The following is a 22,574-nucleotide window of genomic DNA, read 5'->3' as shown; positions in this document are numbered from 1 at the left end:
ACCCGGCGTCGGCAAGACCGCCCTGATCAACCAACTGCGCACCTCAGGCCGCCGGTTCGTCAGCGGCAAGTTCGACCAGTACCGCCGGGACCTCGGCGCCGACGCCGTCCGCCAGGCGTTCTGCGCCATCGGCAGCCAACTGCTCGCCGAGACCGACGACGAGGTCACCCGGATCCGGCGAATCCTGCTGGAGAGGTTCGGCAGCAACGCCGGGCTGGCCGCGGCGGTCCTGCCGCCGTTCGCGACGTTGCTCGGTGTCGAACCGGAGGCCGCCGACGACCCGTGGCACGCGATCCACCGGATCCAGCGGATGGGCCGTGACCTGCTCCGCGGGGTGGCCGACGCCGACCGGCCACTGATCATCTTCATCGACGACCTGCAGTGGGCCGGCCCGACCGCCCTCGGCTTCCTCGACGACATGCTCGCCCACCCCGACCTGACCGGCGTGTTCGTGGTCGGCGCCTACCGCGAGGCGGAGGTCGACGAGACCCACCCGCTCAGCAACGTGGTGGCCCGGATCCGGCGGACCGGCGGCAACACCGCAGTCCTGCGGTTGGCCAGCCTGCCGACCGGTGACCTCGGTGTCCTGCTCGCCGACATCCTGCGGATCTCCCCCGGACAGGCCGTGCCGCTGGCCGTGGCCCTCGCCGAGCGGACCGGCGGGAACCCGTTCGACACCATCGAGCTGCTCAACGCGCTGCGCCGCGACGGCGCCCTGGTCCCCCACGGGGACGGATGGCGCTGGGATCCGGGCACGGTCCGCCGGTTCGTCAGCCAGGGCGACGTGGTCAGCCTGCTCGCCGAACGGATCGCGGCACTGCCCACAGCCACCCGCGAACTGGTCGAGGCGATGGCCGGACTCGGCGCCGAGGTCTCCCCGGACCTGCTCGCCATCGCCACCGGTCATCCCCCGGACACCCTCGACACCCTGCTCCGGCCCGCGGTCGAGGACGGCCTGATCATCGTCGGCGAACAGGCGGCGTTCCGCCACGACCGGGTGCAGCAGGCCGCGTACGGCGAAGACCGGGAAAGGCTCGCCCTGAGTCTCGCGCGGCGGCTCGCCGCCGACGGCACCCACCCGCTGGCCGCCGCCCAGCAGTACCGGGCCGCACTGCACCTGGTCACCGACCCCGCCGAACGGCAGACCGCCGCCACGCTGCTGCGCCGGGCCGCGGCCATCGCCCGGTCCGGGAGCGACCAGACATCGGCCGAGGTGTTCCTGGCCGCCGCGCTGACCGCGTTCACCCCGGACAGCGCCGACCACCGGGAGACGCTTGTCGCCTGGCACGGCACGCTCTGCGCGCTCGGCCGGTTCGAGCAGGCCGACGAGGTCTTCGCCGAGCTGCGCGCGGCCGGCAGCACCGGGACGGCCCGCGACCAGATCCTCAGCCTGATGAGCCGCGGGCGGCTGGACGACGCGTTCGACCTGGGCCGGGAGATCCTGGCCGAACTGGACATGACCATCCCCGGCCCGGACGGGATCGGCCGCGAGGTGCACGACGGGCTGGCCGTCTTCCGCGCCTGGCTGGCCACCGAACCGGACGACACCGCCCGGCTCACCGACCCGCGCGCGCTGGCCGCCGCCCGGGTGATCGACCCGCTGGTCACCGTCGCGATGTTCCGGGGCGACCACCTGACGATGGTGTGGCTGGTGGTGACCGCGTTCGCGATGTGGGCGCGCGGCGGGCCGTCCCGGGAACTGCTCGGCGCGCTCGGCCACATCAGCTTCGTCACCGCCCGCTCCGGTGACTACCGCGACGGCTACCGGGCAATCCGGCGGGTCCTGCCGATCGGCGAGGCCAACGGCTGGGAACCGGCCACCTCGCAGACCCGGATGCTGCACGCCTTCGCCGGCATCGGCTGGTTCGAGCCGTTGGAGAACTCGATCCGGGCCGCCCACGACGCCCGCGACGGACTGCTCCGCGCCGGTGATCTGACCTGGGCCGCCAACACCTGGTTCGTGACCGTGCCGCAGGGCCTCGACCTCGACGACCTGGCCGTCCTGGACGCCGAGGTGGAAGCGGCCGTCACGTTCACCGAACGGATCGGGTACCCGCAGGGCACGCCGTACTTCCTGGCCGCCCGCCAGTTCATCAGGTCGATGCGCGGCGAGAACCGGCTGCCCGGACGGCTCGGCGACGACGAGACCACCGAGCAGGAACTGCTGGACAACCTGTCCGGCAACGCGCCGGGCCGCGCCGGGTTCGAGGTGCTGCGGGCGCTGAACGCCGCCGTCCACCGCGACGACGAGGCGCTGGCCCGGTCCGGTGCGGCGGCTCTGGCGCTGGTGCCCGACGCGCAGGGCAACTACCTCGAGGCGCAGGCACACACGGTGGCCGTTCTGGGTGCGGCAGTGCGCGCCACCACCGCCACCGACGATCTGGTACGCCGGGAAGCGCTCGCCGACGCCGCCCGCAGCCGTGATTTCCTGGCCGCCCGGGCCGACGACAACCCGGTCAACTTCCGGCACCTGCACCACTTCGCCGCGGCCACCTACGCGTGGGTCAGCGGCGACCTGCCCGCCGCCGTGTGGCTCTTCGACGAGGCGCTGTCCGCGGTGTCCGAGGTGAACCGGCCCTGGCAGGCGGCGCTGATCACCGAACACGCCGGACTGTGCCACCTGGACCACGGCATGCGGCACACCGGGCGCCGTCTGCTCGCCGACGCCCGGGACGCCTACCAGCGGTGGGGCGCCCACGGCAAGGTCCGGCAGTTGACGGCGGAGCACACGTTCCTGGCCGGTGCCGCCCCGGCCCGCGTGGAGGTGACCTCGAGCGTGAACCTGTCCGCCGACGCCATCGACCTGGTCGGCGTGCTGGAAGCGGCACGCGCGTTCAGCTCGGAGACCGATCTGGATCAGCTGCGCGCCACCGTGGAACAGGTCCTCGGCGCGATGACCGGGGCCACCGCCGTACACCTGCTGCTCGCGGACCCCACCACCGGAACCTGGCTACCCACCGGACACCCACTGCCCGAATCGGCGGTGCGCTACGCCGAACGCACCCGCGAACCCATGATCGTCGACGACGCCCGCACCGACGACCGCGTCAACCGCGACCCCTACCTCGCCGACGCCGAACACTGCTCCCTGCTCGTCGCCCCCATCCTCAACCAGGGCACCCTCCGGGCCATGCTCGTGCTGGAGAACCGGCTCACCCGCCGCAGCTTCACCACCGCCCGGCTGAACGCGGTGATGATGCTCGCCGGACAACTCACGGTCTCCCTGGACAACGCCCAGCTCTACGCCAACCTCGAGCAACTGGTCACCAAGCGCACCGAGGAACTCAACGAGGCCAACCGCCGCCTCGAACACCTCATCATCACCGACCCGCTGACCGGCCTGCCGAACCGCCGCCGCCTGGACGAGACCCTCGACCACGAGTGGGCCCGCGCGTCCCGCTCCGAGGAACCCCTGGCCCTAGCCATGATCGACATAGACGGCTTCAAGCTCTACAACGACCACTACGGCCACCAGGGCGGCGACGAGTGCCTGCGCCGAGTGGCGAAGGTCCTGTACGGGAACGTGCGCTCCACCGACCTGGTGGCCCGGTACGGCGGCGAGGAGTTCTGCATAGTCATGCCGGAAACCGCGTTGGAGGACGCCCGAGCCGCCGCCGAACGCATCTGCCGGGCGGTGGCCGACCTGAACGAGCCGCACGCCACCGCCCCGCTGGGCCGGGTGACGGTGAGCATCGGCATAGCCGCCGCCGACCCCACCCCCGGAGCCCTCCCGGAACGCCTCCTGAAACTGGCCGACGACGCCCTCTACGAGGCCAAACAGTCCGGCCGCAACCGGGTGGCCGCCTCCGACCTCTGACCCGGGCGCGTCGACGCGTCAGACCGGCGGCAGGTTGTCCCGTCGGATGCTCGCCGCCCGGCCGTGCGCCGACAGCGTCCCCAGCCCCGCACCGGCCGTCCGGCCGCCCCGGCCGAACAGCCACGCCCAGCGCCGGCCACCCCGCCCCGTCACGTCGGCGACCTCCTGAGGATCGGCGCCGAACTCGACAGCCCGGGCCGCCGCGGTCTCCGCCTGCCGGGCGGCCTCCACCCGGATCTGCTCCAGCGCGGCCAGCCTCCCCAGCCACGCCTCGCGCCGCTGCTCCGGCCCGAGGCCTTTCTCCCACGGCGACTGTCGAGCCACCGTCCGGGCCAGCTCCTCGACGCCAGTCGTGATCGCGTTCTTCTCGGTCATCCCGGCCCCCGTCGTCGTGATCTCCGGCCCATTAAAACGCCGACCGTCAATGCGCGTCCACCCGGATCAGAAGAGGTCGGTGGCGTAGCGGTCCTGTGCTCGCAGGTCGTCCAGCAGGGTCGGTCCGCCGATCCGGAGGAGGGTCTCCTCCACGGCTGGGCCCATTCCACGGATGTCGCCGCACACATAGACGTGGGCGCCCTCGGCCAGCAGCGCGGTCAGCCGGTCGCGGTCGGCCCACAGGCGGTGCTGGACGTAGGTGATGTCGCCGTCCGGGTGGCGGGAGTATGCGCGGTGTACCTCGTGGCCGGTGAGTTCGTCGGCGTACAGGTCGTCGGCCTCGGGGTGGCGGCAACCGAAGAACAGCAGGGACCGGGCGGCAGCGGGGCGGGAACGCAGGAACGCCCGGAACGGGGCGACACCCGAACCGGCGGCGATCATCACGATCGGGATCTCCGGATCGGCCGGTGGGCGGAACGACTCCGGCGGTGACGTGATGAAAGCGCTGATCAGGTCACCGGGGCGGGCCCGGCTCAGGTAGCCGGACGCCACGCCGCCGTCCACCACCGACACCGTCAGGGCGGCGGTCTCCGGCTGGTCCTCGGCTGCGGAACTGATCGAATACTGACGGGGCCGTGGCGCGGGCAGCAACTCCAGGGCCAGCGCCAGGTCGACGCGGCAGGACGTGAAGCGTTCCAGCAGGTCGAGCACGGTCAGCCGCTTGTCCAGCAGCGGGGCGGGGTCGTCGAGTTCGGCGCGCTCCGGGGTGCAGCGGGTGGTCTCGGCCAGGCGGGCCACGACTCCGGCAGTGGCCGGGACCGCCAGATCCACGTACCGCAGAAGAAGCTCCTCGGCGGTCAACGGGTGACCGACCGGGATCAGGCTCTCCGGGAGGTCCGTGTCGATCGTGCAGATGCGGTCCGGGCGCAGGCCCAGACGGTTCAACATCCTGGTGACCAGGACGGGATCGTTCTCCGGGCGCACCGACAGGTAGTCGCCGGTGCGGTAGGTGACACCCTCCGGCAGACGGATCTCCAGGTGCCGTTTCGAACCGTGGCCGGGCAGCCGGACCAACTCGCGGTTCTCCAGGACCACCGCCTGGGACGAGACCCGGAAACGCGGGCCGGCAGCAGTGGGCCGCCGGTCGGGCGCCAGCAACGGCCACAGTGGCTGGTACCAGCGCTCCCAGTCGCCGAAGAAGTCGGTACGGGCGTCGATCACCCCACGATCGCGCAGACGGCGGGCCCCGGCGGCGGTCATCGCCTCGTCGATCAGGGTGGGCACCCGCTGGTAGGTGGCGGCCCAGTCCAAGCTGCCGCAGCCGAGGACCAGGTAGTCGACGCCGGTCAGGTCGGGTTTCGCGGTGGTCAGCCAGTCGACGAAACGAGCGGCGTTGTCCGGCGGATTGCCGTTGTACGACGACGTGACAATGACGACCGGGCCGTCCAGCGGCAGATCACCGGCCCGCGAGTCGAGTGTGGCGACACGTGACATCGAAGCCCTGACCGGCGGAATCGGCGGCGATCGTGCGGGCCAGACTCGCACTGCTGCCACCGTTGGAGCCGTACAGGACCAGCAGTGGATCACGGCCGCGCGGGGAATCAGCAGCCGGGGCAACCTGGACCGGCCGGGACGTGCGCGCGACCGCCCGTACCCGCAGATCCTTGGGTTTGATCGTCAAGGTCTCCTGAATGACCAGCTCGTAGTCGGGGTCGCACCGTTCCAGGTCGAAGCGCTGCAGCATCATGGCCAGCACCAGAGTGGCCTCCTGCAGCGCGAACGGCCGCCCGATGCAGGCCCGCGCCCCGTGCCCGAACGGCATCCACGCGTACTCCGGGATCTCCGCCATCCGCTCCGGCGCGAACCGGTCCGGGTCGAACGTGTCCGGATCCGCCCACACGGCCGGATCCCGGTGCAGCGTCGGCAACATGACCAGGACGTCCTCGTCGGCTGATACCTCGTACCCGCCCAGTGTCAGATTTTGATCGGGCGTGAGGGCGAAGGCGGGCGCGGTGGGGTGCAGGCGCAACGTCTCGCGCAGGATCTGGCCGAGGTATCCGAGGTCGGCGAGGTCCTCGAAGGCCGGTGTGCGGTCGCCGAGCACCCGGTCGACGGTCTGCCGGGCGCGGGCCAGCAGCGCGGGGTGCGCGAGCAGCTCGTGGGTGACGAAGGTGAGCAGGCCGGAAGTGGTCTCGTGGCCGGCGATCAGGAACGTGGCGAGCTGATACTGGATGTTCCCCGCGGGCAGCCCGTCGGTGCCGAGCATGCGTTCGAGCAGGTCGTCGGGCCGGTCCTCGGCCGGCTGGGCGATCCGGTCGGCGACGATCCGCTCGGTGATGCCGCGCATGGTGTCGATGTCGGCCCGGTAGCGGCGGTTGGCGCCGAGCATCAGCGACTGCACAGCCGGCAGGCGTTCGCTGCGGGCGCCCGCCTCGACCAGGCTGCGGGTCATCGCGCCGACGAACGGGTGCATGGTCTCGCTGTAGAACGAGTTGAGGCGCAGACCGAAAGCGGTCAGGGCGATGGTGTCCAGGGTCAGGCGGGTCATGTCGTCGCCGACGTCGATCACCGCGTCCGGGCCGAACCGGGCCCAGCGGGTGAACATCTGCTCGGCGATGTCGAGCATGCCCGGGAACCAGTCCCTCATCGCCATCGGGCCGAACGCGGGCATCAGCAGCCGGTGCGCGGCGGCCCAGTTCGGCTCGCCGGTATGGGCGGTGAACAGGCCGTCGCCGGCGAACGCGCGGACCTCGGCGAGGGTGGCGTGGACCGATTTCGACCAGCGCGGGTCGGCGCACATCTCGGCGACGAGGGCGTGCCCGGAGGCGAAGATCATCCGCTGGCCGCCGAGGGTCATCGCGAAGATCGGACCGTACCTCTCGTGGTACTCGCGGGCGAAGTCGACGTTGGTCTGGGCGCTGGTGGACAGGACGCTGGCGAGGTTGCCCAGCAGTGGCAGCGGCTTCGGGCCGGGGATCTCGGACATACCAGGAACGGTAAGTTGGTCAAGTGACCAAGTCAAACGACCAAGTTTGTTAGGCTCGCAACATGACGGCGACGAAGAAGCACATCCCTGCTGACGTACGCCGGGAGAAGCTCGCCGACGCCGCCCTGCGCGTGATGAAACGCGACGGCATCACGGCCGCCACCACCCGCGCCATCTGCACCGAGGCGGGCATGGCGCAGAGCACCTTCCACTACTGCTTCCGGTCGAAGCAGGAGCTGTACAAAGCCCTGCTCTCCACCGACATCAACGTCACCCTCGACGCCGGCACCTGGCCCACCGTCGACCCGTCCGCCGGCCCCGCGGAAAATGTGCGGCTGCTACTGCGCGCCTACTGGTCGGCGGTCGAGTCCGACCCGGCCACCCACCTGGTCCTGTCCGAGCTGGTCAACCTCGCCCAGCGCGATCCCGAGCTGAGCGACCTGCCCAACTGGCAGCACCAGGCGTACCTGGACCGGGCCACCGCTCTGACCGAGCGGTTCGCCGCCGAGGCCGGTCTGCAGCTGACCATCGGCACCCGGCAGTTCGCCGAGCTGGTGGTGGCCGCCCTCAGCGGCATCGGCAGCGCCTGGCTCTCGCACCGCGACGACCGGACCGCCCTGGAGTCGCTGGATAACTTCGCGGTCCTGTTCGCCGGCCTGACCAAACCGCTGCCGCCCGGGAGTGCGCCGCTTTAGGCTCGTCCGCGTGCGGGACGTGCTGACGACCTCACGCCTGGTGGTGCTGGGGCTGCTGGCAGCAGGCCTCTACCTGGCGGCCGGACTGGATCTGCTGCCCGCCTGGGCGTCGCTGATCGCCACCGCCGTCGCGGCGGTGGCCGTCACCACCGCGACCGTGGCCGGGCTGCGCCGCCACCGGCCGTCCCACCGGGCCCCGTGGCTGTGCGTGCTGGCCGGGTCGCTGATCAACCTGATCGGGATCAGCCTGGCCGTCCTGCAGCGCGTCACCGGGCAGGACATGCCGGTGGACGCCGTCTACCTGGCCGAGTACCCGCTGATCGCCGCGGTGGCGGTGCTCTGGACCCGGATCCGCGGCGGACAGGACCCGACCGGCTGGATCGACGTGGCGGTCATCGTGGTCGGGCTGGCCACACTCTCCTGGCCGGTGCTACTGGTGCCGGCACTGGACGCCCCCGGCGCGACGATCATGCCGGCTGTCTACCTCTGCATGGACCTGCTGATCCTCGGCACCGCGCTACGGATGCTGCTCGGCGGCGGGCGCAACGGCCCGGCCCTGGGACTGCTCGGCGGCGCCCTCGGCTGTTTCCTGGCCGGGGACGCGATGAACCTGACCGGCCACGCCCGGCTGGCGATCGTCGCCGAATCCCTGTGGGTGCTGATGCCGCTGCTGGTCGGGGCCGCCGCGGTGCACCCGTCGATGGCCGCCCTGCACCGCCGCGACCGGTCCCGGCCGATCCAGCAGTCCGGCCGCTGGCTACTGGTGCTGAGCCTGCCCCTGCTGGTCGGCCCGGCCGCGCTGATCCTCGGGCACGCCGGCGGCGACAACCGCTATGTCGCCGTCTACGCCGGGGCCAGCGCGATCCTGTCCGCCCTGGTGATGGGCCGGATGTGGCTGATGCTGCAACAGCAGCGGACCCTGGCCGTCACTGACGGGCTGACCGGGCTGCGGACCAGGCGCTACTTCGAGGAGGCGCTGGCCACGGCGGTGGCCCGGCAGGAACGCGCGGTGGATCCGTTCGGGGTGCTGATCCTGGACGTCGACCATTTCAAGCGGGTCAACGACACCCGCGGCCACAACGGCGGCGACCGGGTGCTGCAGGAGTTGGCCGACCGTCTCCGCACCGCGACCCGGGCCGGTGACGTGGTGGCCCGCTACGGTGGCGAGGAGTTCGTGCTGCTCCTGGCCCATGCGGGCCCCGACGCGACGTTGACGATCGCCGAACGCATCCGGGCGGCGGTGGCGGCCCAGCCGATCCCGATGGGCGACGGCCCGCCACAGCCGATCACGGTCTCGGTGGGCGCCGCCTGGATGCCCGGCCCCGCCGACACCAGCGCACAACTGATGCTCCAGGCCGACCACTGCCTCTACGCCGCCAAGGACCAGGGCCGCAACCGGGTGATGGCCGGCACCACTCCGGGCGGATGCGAGGCAAACCCCGGCGTGACACCGTAGGACAGATGTCGACGAGCATCGCTGCCTGGCAGGAGACCGAGATCGTGCTGACGGCGGATGCCGAGCACGACGACCCGTACACCGGCGTCGAGGTCTGGGCTGATTTTGTCCACGACGACGGCAGCAGGCTTCGGCGGCCGGGCTTTCATGACGGTGGCCGGGTCTGGCGGGTCCGGTTCGCGTCGCCGGCTGCCGCGGGCACCTGGCGGTGGACCACCCATGCGTCGGTCGCCGATGCCGGACTGCACCAGGTCAGCGGTTCCTTTCAAAGCACCGGACCGCTTGCCGGTACGCCGTTGCAAAGGCACGGCTTCTGGCGGATGTCCCCCGGCGGCCGCAACCTGATTCACGCCGACGGCACCCCGGCGCTGCTGGTCGCCGACACCGCCTGGGCGCTGCCGTGGCGGGCCACCGAGGAGCAGGTCCGCGTCTACGCCCGGAATCGCCGGGACAAGGGGTTCAACGCCGCCCTGCTGATGACGGTCCAGCCGGACATGCACGCGGTCGGGCCCCGGGACCGGACCGCCGACGAGGGCTTCGGTGTCGGCTTCGAGGATCTGCCCACCGGGCATCTCAACGAGCCGGACCCGGCGTACTTCCAGTACCTCGACCGTCTCCTCGCCGTCCTGGTCGAACACGGCATCGTCCCGGTCCTGCAACCGGTCTTCCAGGGTTTCGGCTGGAAAGGCCTGTCGGTGGCCGGCACCGTCGTCCCGCCCGGCGAATACGCCCGTTACTGCCGCTATCTGGTGGCCCGGTACGGCGCCCGGCCGGCGATCTACCTGGTCGGCGCCGACGGCTCCGGGCGGGAACCGCAGGTGGAGGCGGGCGGCCGGGAGATCGAGGAGTGGGACTGCTACCGGCAGCCGACCGGCATCCACTACCGGCCGCACGTCCGCGCCAACGCGCATCAGGACGCCGGCTGGCTCGACTTCCAGTGGTGCCAGACCGGGCACGGCGGGGAACACGTTCCGGAGCGGGTGGCCGGCATGTGGCACGAGCGGCCGGTCAAGGCGGTCGCCAACGGTGAGCCGTCGTACGAGCGGACGGTCAGCGCCGACCGCGCCGCCGGCTGGTGGCAGGGGCACGAGGCGTGGAGCAACCTGTGCGCCGGGTCCACGATGGGCGTGGTCTACGGTGCCGCCAACGTGTGGCAGTGGGTGCACCGCGAGGGCGAACCCGGTCACCCGCCGTACTTCCTCGCACCCGAGGGGAACTGGGAGTCGGCGCTGGGCTTCGAGGGTTCCACGTACGTGGGCATGGTCGGAAAGATCTTGACCGGTTTGCCGATCACGGACATGGCGCCCGATTGGGAGGCCGCCCTCAGCCCCCGCGGGCTGCGGGTGCCCGGGGTGCTGCAGATCGTCTACCAGGAGGACGGCCAGAACCTGCGGCTGTCGGCAGACCACGACGCTCCCCCGGCATACCGCATCGTCGACCCGACCACCGGTGAGGTCACCGCCCGCGGCGTGCTGGCCCCCGGCGAGATGATCCCGGAGGACCCGGCCCGCCGCCCGCGCGTCGTCGTCTTCAGCTCTGCTCAGCACTGACTACTCGGTCAGCGGCCAGACTTCGATCACGCCGTGTGCCACCGCGCACGGCGAGTGTGACGCGATCTCGATGGCCTCCTCCAGGGTCGCCGCCTCGATGACGGCGAACCCGGCCAGCGGCAGCGCCGACGACAGGAACGGGCCCGTCTGCGTGGTCAGTTCAGCGCCGCCGGGCCGCCGGACCTGCACCGGCTGGCCGGCGATGCCCATGACCGCGCCGTCCGCCCGCAGCCGCGCGTCGTGGGCGTGAGCCGCATCCCGTACCGCAGGGTCGGTCTGCTCGTAGCCGGCCTGGTCCCCATAACCGATAGTCACGAACCTCGCCATCGTGCACCCCTTCCGTATCCGTGTGGAACCGGAATACCCAGGATCCACCGGTCATCTCCGGCGCGGGGCCTCGCCGAGGTGGTCAGAGGCCGTGCAGGCCGGTGGACATGGTGGCGGCCGAGACCGAGATCAGCAGGGCCGGGTCGCGTGGGGTGGGCTCGGACAGCCAGGCCTCGATGATGCCGACCTGGCCGTGGGCGATGAAGCTGCTGTACGCCCGGGCCCGCCACTCCCGCGGGCCCGGGCCGTCCGGCAGCAGCGCCGGGTCGCGGTCCATCAGGCCCCGGGCCGAGGCGGCGAAGTGGTCGATCAGCAGGCGGTACAGCACGGCGCTGCGCTGGCCGACCAGGCCGACGGTGTAGAGGGCGTCGTACCGGAGCAGATGCTCGGCGAGTTCGGCGGCGGATCGTTCCCAGGTTTCCGGGATCGTCGCGGCGCCGTCGAGCCAGCCGGCCCGGATCCGGTCCAGGTCGGCGTAGAGGATCTCGGCCAGCACGTCGGCGGGGCTGGCCGCGTGTTTGTAGAAGGTGGTCCGGTTGATGCGGGCGACCCGGACCAGGTCGGCCACCGTGATCTCCTCGACCGGGTGTTCCGAGGCGAGTTCGAGCACGGCCCGGCGCAGCCGGTCGCGGGTGCGCCGAATCCGGACGTCGAGGTCATCCTCCGGCGACAGGGACATATGTGGATCTTATCGTACGCCTCTGACCAGGGATAAGAGACACCTGTTGCTTTTCTCGGGGGACGGATGCAGACTCGGCCGTACCGCCCCACCGCTCGATAGGAACCACCATGAAGGCATCCGTCACCAAGGGCCTCGGCCAGGGCTTCGCCGTCGAGGACATCACCATCGGCGACCCGGTCGGCCACGAGGTCCGCATCGCCGTGAAGGCCTCCGGCCTGTGCCACTCCGACCTGAGTGTCGCCACGTTCATCGGCGGGGAGTTCCCCGTCGTGCTCGGTCACGAGGTGGCCGGCGAGGTCGTCGAGGTCGGCCCGCTGGTCTCCCAGGTCAAGGTCGGCGACCACGTCGTCGGCAGCCTGATCCAGTACTGCGGGTCGTGCGTCAACTGTCTCGGCGGCCGCTCCTACATCTGCCTGCGCCCGGAAGCCACCCTGCGCGGCGCCGACCAGGCGTCCCGGCTGTCCTGGAACGGCGCTCCGGTCGCCCAGGGCATGGGCCTCGGCGGTTTCGCCCAGGAGGTGCTGGTGCACGAGAACCAGCTGGCGGTGGTCCCGGACGAGATGCCGTGGGCGCCCGCGGCGCTGCTCGGCTGCGGTGTGCTCACCGGCGCGGGCGCCGTCCTGCGCAGCGCGGAGGTCCGCCAGGGTGACACCGTCGTGGTGATCGGCGCCGGCGGGGTCGGCCTGAACGCGGTGAACGGCGCCCGCCTGGCCGGCGCCGAGAAGATCATCGTCACCGATCTGGAGGACGTGAAACTCGACCGGGCCCGGGCGTTCGGCGCCACCCACGTCGTCAACTCCCGCACCGCCGACCCGGTCGAGGCGGTCCGTGACATCACCGGCCACGGGGCCGACCACGTCTTCGACTTCGTCGGGGTACGCCCGGTCACCGCCCAGGCCATGCAGATGCTCGGGCGCGGGGGTGGCCTCTACCTGATCGGCGTCGGCGGCATGGACGCGGGCGTGGACGTCAGTGCGCTCACCGCCCTGACGTACTCGCAGAAGGTCCAAGGGGTTTACATGGGCTCCTCGGAGATCAAGCGGGACCTGCCGTTCTACGCCTCGATGTACCTGCAGGGCCGGATGAACCTGGACGACCTGATCACCAAGCGGATCGCCCTGGACGAGATCGACGCCGGCTACGAGTCCCTGACGGACCCGTCCAGCGGCCGCGTCGTGATCACCGACCTGTCCTGAGCACACCTTTTTGCCGGTACGGTCAACAACGTAGGCTTCCTGCCATGCCTCGTCCCCGCAAGTTCGTCGAGAGTGATGTCGTCAGCAGCGCCGGCGAGGTGTTCGCGGTGCACGGGCTCGCCGCCGCGACCCTCGACGACCTGGTGCGGGCGACCGGCCTGGGGAAACAGAGCCTGTACAACGCGTTCGGCGGGAAACGGGAACTGTTCTTCCGGGCCCTCTCCGAGGACCGGGAGGAGGCGGCGCGCGCCGTCACCGAAGCGCTCGGGCACGACGACGCCTCCCCGATCGAACGGATCCGGGGTCACATGCTCACCATGGCGATCGAGTTCAGCGGCACCGACCGCCGGGTCTCGCTCACCACGCGCGCGCTTGTCGAATCGGCCGGCACGGAGGATCCGCTCTCCTCGGCCGCGAAGACCGGAATCGATCAGCTCGCCGGCGCCTACGCCGAATGCCTGGAACACGCGCGGGAGAACGGGGACATCCCGGCGGACGCGAACGTGCAGTCGCTGGCGGTCTACTTCGTCGCCGTCACCCGGGGCATGGAGTTGCTCGGCCGCGCCGGTGTCGGCCGCGGCGTCCTCACCGCTGTCGCTCTCGACGCGCTCCGCGTGCTCGGAGTTCAGCCGGCGAACCGGGCGGTGCGCCAGGAGTCGTAATCGGCGTCGGGGCGACGGCGGGCCTCGGCGGCGTCGAGGGTGTCGCCGCCGACCCGGAACCGGGTGAGCCCGCTGGTGTCGGTGGCCGCGGTGTAGACGGTGGCGGCCACGTCGTCGGCGGTGGCGAAATAGCCGTCCGGGGCAGGAACGTCAAAGGCGGAGATCTGCTTCTGGATGTACGGCAGGTAGGACTCCGGCGCCGGGATGGCCTCGAAACGCTTCGTGGTGGAGCCGAAGAACCCGGTGGTCGGTACAAAACCCGGCTCGACCGCGCGGACCTGCACGTTCCGGTCGGCCAACTCGTACTCCAGAGCCTCGGAGAACGCGGTGATCGCGGCTTTCGACGCGCCGTAGGCGGCCTGCAACGGGGTCGGCACGGTGGCGCTGCTGGAGGTGACGTTGACGATCCGGCCGCCGCCCTGACCGGCGAAGACCGGGAGCGCGGCCCGGATCACGCGCATCGGCCCGTAGACGTTGGTGTCGAAGAGTTCCTCGATCACCGACTGCGGGGTGGTCTCGAAGACCGAGAACAGGCCGATGCCCGCGTTGTTGACGACGACGTCGAGGCGGCCGAAGCGCTCGGTCGCGGCGTGCACCGCGGCGGTTGCCGAGGCGTCGTCGCGGACGTCGAGTGCCTGCACCAGCAGCCGGTCGGAGTCGCCGCCGGTCCATCCGGCCGGGTCGCGCAGGGTGGCGACGACGTTCCACCCCTCGGCGAGGAACTTCTGCACGGTGTGCCGGCCGAAGCCGGACGAGCTGCCGGTGACGAGAACGGTCCGAGTCATGCCCTACCCCTTGACTATATGACGTAAATTTACGTCGTATAGCGACCGTAGCCGCGAGCCCGCATCACCGTCAACCTTTACGGGATATAGTTATCCGCGTGACACCCCGACCTCCGGCCTCCGAGCGTCTCGACCGCGCCGAACTGCTGACCGCAGCCCTGCACATCGCCGACACCGACGGCCTCGACGCGGTCACCCTGCGCCGGGTCGCCACCGCCTTCAACGTCACCCCGATGGCGCTGTACTGGCATTTCAAGGACAAGAACGCACTGCTCGACGCCCTGGTCGAACGGGTGCTCAGCGAGTTGAGCGGCGAGCCCGATCTGCGCACCGAGATGACGGCCCTGCTGCACGTCCTGCGCGCCCATCCCACCCTGGCCGACCTGATGCCGATCCGGCTGCTGCGCACCGAACCCGGCCTCCGCCTGGCTGACCGGGTCATCGGCCTGCTGCGCGCCGCCGGGCACACGCCGGAGGCCGCCGCCCAGCTGAGCATCTTCCTGCTCACCGGCTTGATCAGCCTGGTGACGAACCAGCCCGGCGAAATGTCCGTCCCCGACCCGGCCCAACGAGAGTCCCTGCTCGCCGAAAAGCGCGCGAAGTTGAAGTCGCTGTCCCCGCAGACCTACCCACACCTGACCGAGACAGTCGACTTCTTCCTGGGACTGCCCGACGAGGACGCCTACTACTCCCGGGGCATCGCACTACTCCTCGACGGCGCCGCAGGCGGCGGCCCGGTCAGCAGCCGACCGTCTGGTGGATCAGTTTGATACGGGCGGTGCGCTGCCCGACGAACTCGCCGTCGGAGGTGAAGGCCCGGACCTTCCCGGTGAGCCGCCTGTTCCGCACGTCCTTCACCAATGCCTTGGTGACGCAACCGCCGTTGATGTATCCCCAGGTGTAGTCGGAGTAGACGGGCTTGAAGATCTTGCCGCGGGAGGTCGTCACGGTCAGATCGAACAGTGTGGTCCTGCGCAGCGGCGTCTCGAAGACGGCCTCCAGCACACCGTGGTTGCACAGGCCGTTGTCAACGGTGTTGACGGTGATGTTCAGGTTCTTCACGGGCTTGGTGGCGGCTTCGGCGGAGGTGGCTCCCAGAGCGGTCGCGGTGAGCGCGGCACCGGAGACGAACAGAGCACGAAACAGGTTGATGGTCATCGCGGTTCTCTCTTTCGCGTCACGGATGAACGTGCCGGTCGTGGCTGCGCGAACGGCGGCCCTGGCCGGCCTGCGGCCCCGAGTCCCGCGTTCGCTGTCGGGCGTGTCCATCGGCGCGCCGAGGCGTCTCCCGAGATGTTCGCGGGAACCTAAATCCGGCGACATGACGGCCGACCGTCAGGCGAAGCGCGAGACCCAGCGGATCGAGACCACCATGAAGAACGTCGCCGTCGTCCTCGCCACGGTCCTCGCCGTGGTCGTCGCAGCCTCAGTGGGCGCGATCGCTTACCTGATGGGAAGCCGAGACGGCCGGGCAACGACGCCCACTGCCGGCCCGGCCCCGGTCATCGCCGTGACCGAAGAGCCGATCAGAGCAGTGCCGGTCACCACGCCATCCAGCCCGGCGCCCCGACCGTCGACCTCCGTCAAGACCGTCTACGTGACACCGGCCAAGAAACAACCCGAACGCGTCACGCTCGGTTCTCTCGGGTCGAAGCCGTGTGCGACGTTGTTCGCCCGCGGCGTCACCTACACCCGGATGTGGGACTACTACCAGGAGTTCGGCTTGCCGGGCAGCATGGACGTCGACCACGACGGATACCCGTGCGAGACCGTCTACGGCGACGTGAACTGAGATCCCGTCAGGCGCCGACGCGGATCTCGATGTCGGCGAAGTTGACCTGGAACGGGCCCAGGCCGGCGCCGTCGACGCTGATCACGCCCAGGTGGAACCAGCCGCCCGTCAGGTCGGGCTCGTTCAGTTTGTGTTCGCCCAGCTGGGTGCCGGCGTTGCCGACGCGGACCACGTCGTTCTCGACCACCAGCTGGGGGTGGATCTCGGTGCCGAGGGGGCCGCTGTCGACCTTCCACTGCTTCAGGACCGCGCTGTCGCCGTTGGCCTCCTGTTCGGACTCCAGCTGCCAGACGCCGGGGCAGACGGCCAGCCGGTACCGCATGGCCGGGGTGGAGGCGAACCAGATGCCCAGGCAGCTGCCGGCCCGTTCGATCCGGCCGGTCACCTCGACCGAGAAGACGCCCTTCACCTCCAGGTCGGTGTTCTCGCACAGCCAGACACCGGAGTTCTGGTTCTGGATCAGCAGGCCGTCGTCGGTGAACCGGCAGAATGTCCGGCCGCTCTGCACCGACTTCGACTCCCACGCGCCGTCGGTGACGAGCGGGTCGGAGGCGGCCACGGTGCCGCCGGGCAGCCGCATGACGGGGGAAGAACCGGCGGGGGTACCGGCCCGGGCGTCGTCCCACCAGTCCCGGCCGGCGTGCAGGGCGAAGACGGTTCCACCGGCCAGGACCAGCACCACGGCCACAACCGCGGCGACGAGCGCCCAGCGACCGGACGGAGACGGCGACGAGGGGCGGGCTGCGAGCATCCCGATGACGGCGGTACGCATCTCGGGCTGGTGCTCGAACGTGTCCTCCGGGCCGATCAGGGCCTGGACCAGCTCGCGGGCGGTGGGCCGCAGCCGCGGATCGGCGGACAGCGACCGCTCGACCAGGTCCCGCAGCCGCCCGGTCAACCCGTCCAGGGTGGGCCGACCGCCCATGATCCGGCCGAAGACCCCGACCGCGGAGTCGGCGTCGAACGGCGCCTGCCCCTGGGCCGCGTAGGCCACCACGCAGCCCCACGCGAACACGTCGGTGGCGGGAGTGACCGCGTCGGCGACCGCTCCGAACCGTTCCGGCGCCATGTAGTTGATCGATCCGACGAGTTCACCCGTGCGGGTGAGCTGGGTGGTCGGTTCCAGCGCCTGGGCGATCCCGAAGTCGATCACTTTCGGACTGCCGGGGGCGAGCAGCACGTTGTGCGGTTTGAGGTCGCGGTGGATGACCCCGGCCTCGTGGATCGCGGCGAGCGCCGTCGCCACCCCGATCGCCAGGGCGTGCAGGTTGGCCGGGCCGACCGGGCCGTTGCGGGCGATCTCGTCGGCGAGCGACGGGCCGTCCACGTACTCGACGACGAGGTACGGCTGGTCGGCGTCCGGGTCGGCGTCGAGCACCTCGGCGGTGCAGAACGGCGGCACCTGCCGGGCCCGGGCGACCTCGGAACGGAACCGGGACCGGAATCCGGGATCCCCGACGAGCGCGGCGTGGATCACCTTGACCGCGACCCGGCGGCCGTCGTCGGCCCGCCCCTCGTAGACCACGCCCATGCCGCCCGCGCCGATCCGCCGGACGAGGTGGTACGCCCCGATCCGGGCGGGATCCTCCGTGCGCAGCGAGCCTTCGGCTTCGGTCATGGTCACTCCTGGTCCATCGAGGATGGTCCGCGACACCCTACCGTTAGTCGTGGGAGTCTCCAGCAACCCCGGAACGACGTCAGGAGCATCATGTCCGATGACCGTTTTGTGCGTGCCTTCGACACCGCCAGCAGCGACTTCGAGCGGCTCGGTCAGTACCTGTGGAAGCCCGTCGGGCAGGCCACCGTCGAGCTGACCGGGCCGGCCGAAGGGCAGCGGGTCCTGGACGCCTGCTGTGGCAACGGGGCGTCGGCGATCCCCGCCGCCCGCCGGGTCGGTGCCCAGGGGCTGGTGGACGCGGTCGACATGTCGGCCGGGATGATCGGCGAGCTGCGGTCGCTCGCCGCCGGGCTGCCACAGTTGCACGCGCACGTCGCCGACGTCGCGTCCTGGCCCGGGAGCGGCTACGACGTCGTACAGGCGGTGCTCGGTGTCTTCTTCTTCCCGGACATGGCGGCCGGCACCGAGCATCTGGTCAGCCGGGCCGCACCGGGCGGGCGGGTCGGCGTGACGATCTGGCGGCGCGGCGCGGTGGAGGCCGCCGGCACCCATCTGCGGGACGCCGTCGCGACGGTCACCGGGACGGCCCCGGCGAAACGGCCCACCGGCCCGATCGACGCCGTCAACGAGGCCGGCGCCTTCCGGGACTGGTTGGCCGACCGGGGGCTGGACGACGTCGCCGTGACCACCCACGAGTTGCGCCTGCACCTGACCCCGGAGGTGGCGTGGCTGCTCGTGACCGGTTCCGGGTACGTCGCCGCGCTGTCCGGGCTGGACCCGGCCGCCATCGGCCGGGTCCGTGAGGCCTACCTGGACTCGCTGTACCGGTCCGGCACGGACGAACTCGACGCCACCACCCTCATCGGCGTGGGAACACGGGCCGTCAGCCGCCGATCTTCTGCAGGATGAACTGCTGGGCGTCGCTGTTGTACTTGCGGGTGTAGCTCAGGTGGGTGGCGATGCTCGCCCCGCTCGCGCAGAACGTGTCGCCGGTGTCGCAGTACGACTGGGTACGGTCGGCGAAGGCGTCCAGCGAGGCGTCGTCACCCCGGGCGAACAGGCCCGCGGTCCGCGAGGTGCCCGCGTTGAAGGCCTCGCCGGGCACGTGCCGCGGGTCGCCCATCAGCACCACCGCCACCACCTTGTCGGAGATGTCCGCGGAGACCGGCGCGGAGCGGGTGAAGCCGGCCGCCCGCCCGGTGCCGGCCAGCACGTCGCCGATGACGTGGGCGCCCTGGGAGTAGCCCATCATCACGATCTTGGTGTTCGGACAGTCGGTGGCCTCGTCGGTGAGCTGTTTCGTGGCGGCCTCGATGCCGGCGGCGACGCTCGGCGCGTACGGGTTGAGCACGGCCGGGTAATCGGTGGCCTCGACCGTGATGTTCTGGTCGCTGGCCCGGGTGACCGCGGTGGCCAGCGAGCCGATGATGCCGGTGCCGGGCCGCTCGGTGGACGCCCGGGTGACGATGATGTGCACGTCGGAGCAGTTCCCGGACGCGTCGGCGGCGGTCGGCACGCTCGACCGCGAGCCCCGGCCGGAAGTGTCGGCGAAGCTGTTCTGGGTCATGACCAGTCCGCCGGCCACGACCACCGCGACGGCCCCGCCCAGCGCGATCCTCTTACTACGGTTCCTCCTGGTGGACATCGAAACTCCTCTCTCTACCTGCACAGGCCGTGCAGGTTCCCACCGCGGAGTACGACGGCGACGGCCGCCTCGTTGAAAGCTCGCCGCAAGCTGAGACTGCTGTATCACATAGCCACCGAAAAACTTGCCCAGTGTGCACGTTTCTTCCTAGGCTCGGCCGGTGAGCAGCGCAAAGACCTCGAAAGAACGCCTGATCCTGACCGTGCTGGCCGCATCAGGGGTCATCGTCGCGATCATGCAGACGATCGTGGTGCCGCTGCTCCCGTCGCTCCCCCGGCTGACCGGCAGCACCCCCACCGACGTCAGCTGGCTGCTCACCATCACGCTGCTGACCGGGGCGGTGTTCACCCCGCTGCTCGGCCGGGCCGGTGACATGTACGGCAAACGCCGCGTCCTGACCGGCGTCCTCGGCCTGCTGGTGATCGGCTCGGTGCTGCTGGGCGCCAGCTCGCACCTGGCCGTGATGATCGTCGGCCGGGCGCTGCAGGGCGCCGCCCTGGCCGTGGTGCCGCTGGGCATGAGCATCCTGCGCGACGAGCTGCCACCGGAACGGATGCTGTCGTCGGCCGCGATCATGAGTTCCACCCTGGGGATCGGCGCCGCGTTCGGCATCCCGGTCGCCGCGGCCGTGGTCGAGTACGTCGACTGGCACACCATGTTCTGGGTCTCCGCCGCTCTCAGCCTGTTCTTCCTGATCGTGATCCGACGGGTCGTACCGAAATCCCGGGTCCGCGCCCCCGGCCGTTTCGACGTCCCCGGCGCGCTCGGCCTCTCCACCATCCTGGTCTGCCTGCTGGTCGCCGCCTCCAAGGGCGCGGCCTGGGGCTGGTCGTCACCCCGGACGTGGGGGTTGTTCCTGGTCGCGGCACTGCTCTGCCCGCTGTGGGGCTGGTGGGAGTCGCGGACCCGGCAGCCGCTGGTGGATCTGCGGACCTCGGCCCGCCCGGCGGTGCTGTTCACCAACGTGGCGGGCATGTTCGTCGGGTTCGCGTTCTACGCCAACTCGCTGTCCACCGCGCAGTTGGTTCAGGAGCCGACCGCCACCGGGTACGGGCTGGGCCTCTCGGTGATCGTCAGCGGCCTCTGCCTGATCCCGGGCGGACTCGCGATGGCCGTGCTCTCGCCGGTGTCCGGCTGGCTGTCCGCCCGCCGCGGTCCACGTTTCACCCTGCTGCTGGCCAGCGCCGTGATGGCCGCCGGCTATGCGGTACGCATCGTGACCAGCGTGAACCTGTGGACGATCGTGGCCGGCGCGCTGGTCGTCGGAGCGGGCACCGCCCTGGCCTACTCGGCCCTGCCGAGCCTGATCATGCAGGCGGTCCCGGTCCACGAGACCGCGGCGGCCAACGGCATCAACACTCTGACCAGGTCGATCGGCCAGGCGGTGTGCAGCGCCGTGGTCGCCACCGTCCTGGCCAACCTGACCATGGCCATTCCCGGCGGTGCCGCCCCGTCGTTGCACGCCTACCAGGTGGTCTTCGCCGTAGCGGGCCTGGTCGCGGTCGCCGCGTTCGTGTCCGCGCTGTTCATCCCCCGGCGCCCGGCACCCGCTCAGATGACCGTGGTGCCGCCGTCGGCGACCAGCTCCATCCCGTTGACGTAACTGGAGTCGTCCGAGGCGAGGAACAACGCCACCGACGCGACCTCCTCGGGGCGGCCCATGCTGCGGCGCGGGATCAGCGATTCGAACATCGCCTTCGTCGCCTCGTCCATCACCTCCTCCAGAATGGGCGTGCCGATCTGGCCCGGGGTCAGCACGTTCACCCGGATCCGCCGGTCCCGCAACTCGGCCACCCACACCCGGGCGTACGCGGGCAGCACCGCCTTGCTGGCCGCGTACACACTCCAGTTCGGGTAGCCCCGCAATGACGCGTTCGACCCGGTCATCAGGATCGAGCCACCGTCGTTGAACAGCGGCAACGCCTTCTGGACGGTGAACAGCGTGCCGCGCGCGTTGAGCGAGAACGCGGCGTCGAACTGCTTCTCGGTGATCTCACCGAGCCCGCCCTGCTCCCCCGTGCCGGCGCTGGCCCACAGCACGTCGATCGCGCCCTTCTCCCGCCGGACCGTCGCGAACAGCCGGTCCAGGTCGTCGAGATCGGCCGAGTCGGCCCGCACGCCCGTCACGTTCCGGCCGATCACCTGGACCGCCTCGTCCAGCGCGTCCTGCCGCCGTCCGGTGATGAAGACGTACGCCCCCTCGTCGACGAACAGCCGGGCCCCGGCCAGCGCCATGCCACTGGTCCCGCCGGTGATGACTGCGACCTTGCCTTCGAGCTTTCCCATGACCACTCCCTAAGTAAACCGATCTGTGCACTTAACGTAGAGGGTGATCGTCCGCGGCGCAAGCTAAGTACACCGATCCGTACCAACCAGGGTTAGACTGCGGGGGTGACGGAGTTGGAGAAAGGGCCACAGGGCCGGCGGCGGGGCCGGGGCGCGCGGGAGCGCATCATCAGCGCGTCCCAGCAGCTGTTCCGGCATCAGGGCATCAACAGCACCGGCATGGATCAGCTCTGTGCGGCGGCCGAGGTGTCCAAGCGCACGCTCTACCAGCACTTCACCGGCAAGGACGATCTGATCGCCGAGTGTCTGCGCCGGTTTGACCCGGACGTGCTGCCCGAGGTGTTCGACCGCGCCGACCTCACCCCGCGCGATCGGCTCCTGGCGGTCTTCGAGATCCATGCGCCGCTGTGCCCGTTCATCGCGGCGGCCGTGGAGATCCCCGATCCGGAGCATCCGGCCCGGGTGCTCGCCCGCGACTACAAGTTGGCGTTCGCCGCGCGGCTCACCGACAGTGCCCGTGAGGCCGGCGCGCCCGACCCGGAACAGCTCGGCGAACAGCTGGCGCTGCTGCTGGACGGCGCGTCGGCCCGCAGCCGGGTCCTCGACACCGAGACGCTGGCCACCGCCGCCGCGATCGCGGTCGTCCTGGTCGACAGAGCCCTGACCACCCCCACCCATCAAAACGAAAATCATTTCCAATAA

The 22,574-nt window shown here is 70.8% G+C and carries 21 protein-coding genes; 11 read left to right on the top strand and 10 right to left on the bottom strand.

Annotated features, from left to right (window positions below; translation table 11 throughout):
- A partial coding sequence (locus Aco03nite_RS16435; protein ID WP_203796098.1) for a diguanylate cyclase domain-containing protein occupies positions 1-3,817 on the top strand: 3,817 nt, incomplete at its 5' end.
- Positions 3,818-3,835: 18 nt separating this feature from the next.
- On the opposite strand, the gene Aco03nite_RS16430 is transcribed toward Aco03nite_RS16435, so the two are convergent.
- The 3 genes from Aco03nite_RS16430 to Aco03nite_RS16420 form a co-directional block, all read right to left on the bottom strand.
- Entirely contained in the window at positions 3,836-4,192 is a 357-nt protein-coding gene (locus Aco03nite_RS16430) for a hypothetical protein (protein ID WP_203796089.1), read from the bottom strand.
- Between the two features lie 66 nt (positions 4,193-4,258).
- Positions 4,259-5,686 (bottom strand): flavodoxin domain-containing protein, encoded by a 1,428-nt coding sequence (locus Aco03nite_RS16425; protein ID WP_203796088.1) that lies wholly within the window; start codon positions 5,684-5,686, stop codon positions 4,259-4,261.
- Positions 5,649-7,178: a cytochrome P450 gene (locus tag Aco03nite_RS16420; RefSeq protein ID WP_203796086.1), complete on the bottom strand. Its 1,530-nt coding sequence runs from the start codon at positions 7,176-7,178 to the stop codon at positions 5,649-5,651. Before Aco03nite_RS16420 ends, Aco03nite_RS16425 begins: the two co-directional genes overlap by 38 nt.
- Positions 7,179-7,240: 62 nt before the next feature.
- Here Aco03nite_RS16420 and Aco03nite_RS16415 point away from each other — a divergent pair, with 62 nt between their 5' ends.
- The 3 genes from Aco03nite_RS16415 to Aco03nite_RS16405 are packed head-to-tail and all read left to right on the top strand — an operon-like array spanning position 7,241 to position 10,879.
- Positions 7,241-7,873 (top strand): TetR/AcrR family transcriptional regulator, encoded by a 633-nt coding sequence (locus Aco03nite_RS16415; RefSeq protein WP_203796084.1) that lies wholly within the window; start codon positions 7,241-7,243, stop codon positions 7,871-7,873.
- A 10-nt stretch (positions 7,874-7,883) separates the two neighbouring features.
- Positions 7,884-9,329 (top strand): GGDEF domain-containing protein, encoded by a 1,446-nt coding sequence (locus Aco03nite_RS16410; protein WP_203796082.1) that lies wholly within the window; start codon positions 7,884-7,886, stop codon positions 9,327-9,329.
- Positions 9,330-9,334: 5 nt separating this feature from the next.
- Entirely contained in the window at positions 9,335-10,879 is a 1,545-nt protein-coding gene (locus Aco03nite_RS16405) for a glycoside hydrolase family 140 protein (protein ID WP_203796080.1), read from the top strand.
- Here the strand turns inward: Aco03nite_RS16405 and Aco03nite_RS16400 are convergent, their stop codons facing one another.
- On the bottom strand, positions 10,880-11,206 hold the full coding sequence (locus tag Aco03nite_RS16400) for a YciI family protein (protein ID WP_203796079.1): 327 nt from the start codon (positions 11,204-11,206) through the stop codon (positions 10,880-10,882).
- A gap of 82 nt (positions 11,207-11,288) precedes the next feature.
- Complete coding sequence (locus Aco03nite_RS16395; protein ID WP_203796077.1) at positions 11,289-11,885, bottom strand: TetR/AcrR family transcriptional regulator; 597 nt, start codon at positions 11,883-11,885, stop codon at positions 11,289-11,291.
- A gap of 110 nt (positions 11,886-11,995) precedes the next feature.
- Here Aco03nite_RS16395 and Aco03nite_RS16390 point away from each other — a divergent pair, with 110 nt between their 5' ends.
- Both Aco03nite_RS16390 and Aco03nite_RS16385 read left to right on the top strand, forming a co-directional pair.
- Complete coding sequence (locus tag Aco03nite_RS16390) at positions 11,996-13,084, top strand: zinc-binding dehydrogenase (RefSeq protein ID WP_203796075.1); 1,089 nt, start codon at positions 11,996-11,998, stop codon at positions 13,082-13,084.
- Between the two features lie 44 nt (positions 13,085-13,128).
- Positions 13,129-13,746 (top strand): TetR/AcrR family transcriptional regulator, encoded by a 618-nt coding sequence (locus Aco03nite_RS16385; protein ID WP_203796074.1) that lies wholly within the window; start codon positions 13,129-13,131, stop codon positions 13,744-13,746.
- On the opposite strand, the gene Aco03nite_RS16380 is transcribed toward Aco03nite_RS16385, so the two are convergent.
- Complete coding sequence (locus tag Aco03nite_RS16380) at positions 13,710-14,531, bottom strand: SDR family oxidoreductase (RefSeq protein ID WP_203796072.1); 822 nt, start codon at positions 14,529-14,531, stop codon at positions 13,710-13,712. The two genes, Aco03nite_RS16385 and Aco03nite_RS16380, sit on opposite strands and share 37 nt — an antisense overlap.
- Positions 14,532-14,629: 98 nt before the next feature.
- On the opposite strand from Aco03nite_RS16380, the gene Aco03nite_RS16375 reads away from it, so the two are divergent.
- On the top strand, positions 14,630-15,301 hold the full coding sequence (locus Aco03nite_RS16375) for a TetR/AcrR family transcriptional regulator (protein ID WP_203796070.1): 672 nt from the start codon (positions 14,630-14,632) through the stop codon (positions 15,299-15,301).
- Here Aco03nite_RS16375 and Aco03nite_RS16370 read toward each other — a convergent pair.
- Complete coding sequence (locus Aco03nite_RS16370) at positions 15,270-15,689, bottom strand: hypothetical protein (protein ID WP_203796068.1); 420 nt, start codon at positions 15,687-15,689, stop codon at positions 15,270-15,272. The genes Aco03nite_RS16375 and Aco03nite_RS16370 overlap by 32 nt on opposite strands.
- 163 nt (positions 15,690-15,852) lie before the next feature.
- Between Aco03nite_RS16370 and Aco03nite_RS16365 the strand changes: the two genes are divergently transcribed.
- Positions 15,853-16,323, top strand: coding sequence for a hypothetical protein (locus Aco03nite_RS16365; protein ID WP_203796067.1), 471 nt, complete (start codon positions 15,853-15,855; stop codon positions 16,321-16,323).
- Positions 16,324-16,330: 7 nt separating this feature from the next.
- On the opposite strand, the gene Aco03nite_RS16360 is transcribed toward Aco03nite_RS16365, so the two are convergent.
- A complete protein-coding gene (locus tag Aco03nite_RS16360; RefSeq protein ID WP_203796065.1) occupies positions 16,331-17,941 on the bottom strand; it encodes a serine/threonine-protein kinase in 1,611 nt (536 codons plus the stop codon).
- Between the two features lie 90 nt (positions 17,942-18,031).
- Here Aco03nite_RS16360 and Aco03nite_RS16355 point away from each other — a divergent pair, with 90 nt between their 5' ends.
- The gene (locus Aco03nite_RS16355) at positions 18,032-18,850 is read left to right on the top strand and encodes a class I SAM-dependent methyltransferase (protein WP_203796063.1); all 819 of its coding nucleotides are present in this window, start codon (positions 18,032-18,034) and stop codon (positions 18,848-18,850) included.
- On the opposite strand, the gene Aco03nite_RS16350 is transcribed toward Aco03nite_RS16355, so the two are convergent.
- Positions 18,825-19,586 carry a cutinase family protein gene (locus tag Aco03nite_RS16350; RefSeq protein ID WP_203796061.1) on the bottom strand — a complete coding sequence of 254 codons (762 nt, stop codon included), beginning with the start codon at positions 19,584-19,586 and terminating at the stop codon, positions 18,825-18,827. The two genes, Aco03nite_RS16355 and Aco03nite_RS16350, sit on opposite strands and share 26 nt — an antisense overlap.
- A 160-nt stretch (positions 19,587-19,746) precedes the next feature.
- Between Aco03nite_RS16350 and Aco03nite_RS16345 the strand changes: the two genes are divergently transcribed.
- A complete protein-coding gene (locus Aco03nite_RS16345; protein ID WP_203796059.1) occupies positions 19,747-21,189 on the top strand; it encodes an MFS transporter in 1,443 nt (480 codons plus the stop codon).
- Here Aco03nite_RS16345 and Aco03nite_RS16340 read toward each other — a convergent pair.
- Positions 21,138-21,872 (bottom strand): SDR family NAD(P)-dependent oxidoreductase, encoded by a 735-nt coding sequence (locus Aco03nite_RS16340; protein WP_203796057.1) that lies wholly within the window; start codon positions 21,870-21,872, stop codon positions 21,138-21,140. The genes Aco03nite_RS16345 and Aco03nite_RS16340 overlap by 52 nt on opposite strands.
- Positions 21,873-21,977: 105 nt before the next feature.
- Between Aco03nite_RS16340 and Aco03nite_RS16335 the strand changes: the two genes are divergently transcribed.
- Entirely contained in the window at positions 21,978-22,574 is a 597-nt protein-coding gene (locus Aco03nite_RS16335; RefSeq protein WP_203796055.1) for a TetR/AcrR family transcriptional regulator, read from the top strand.

It is taken from the genome of Actinoplanes couchii (assembly GCF_016862075.1).
Taxonomy (GTDB): domain Bacteria; phylum Actinomycetota; class Actinomycetes; order Mycobacteriales; family Micromonosporaceae; genus Actinoplanes; species Actinoplanes couchii.
The sequence above is the reverse complement of the archived record's forward strand: the minus strand, read 5'-3'. Positions and strand labels throughout refer to the sequence as shown.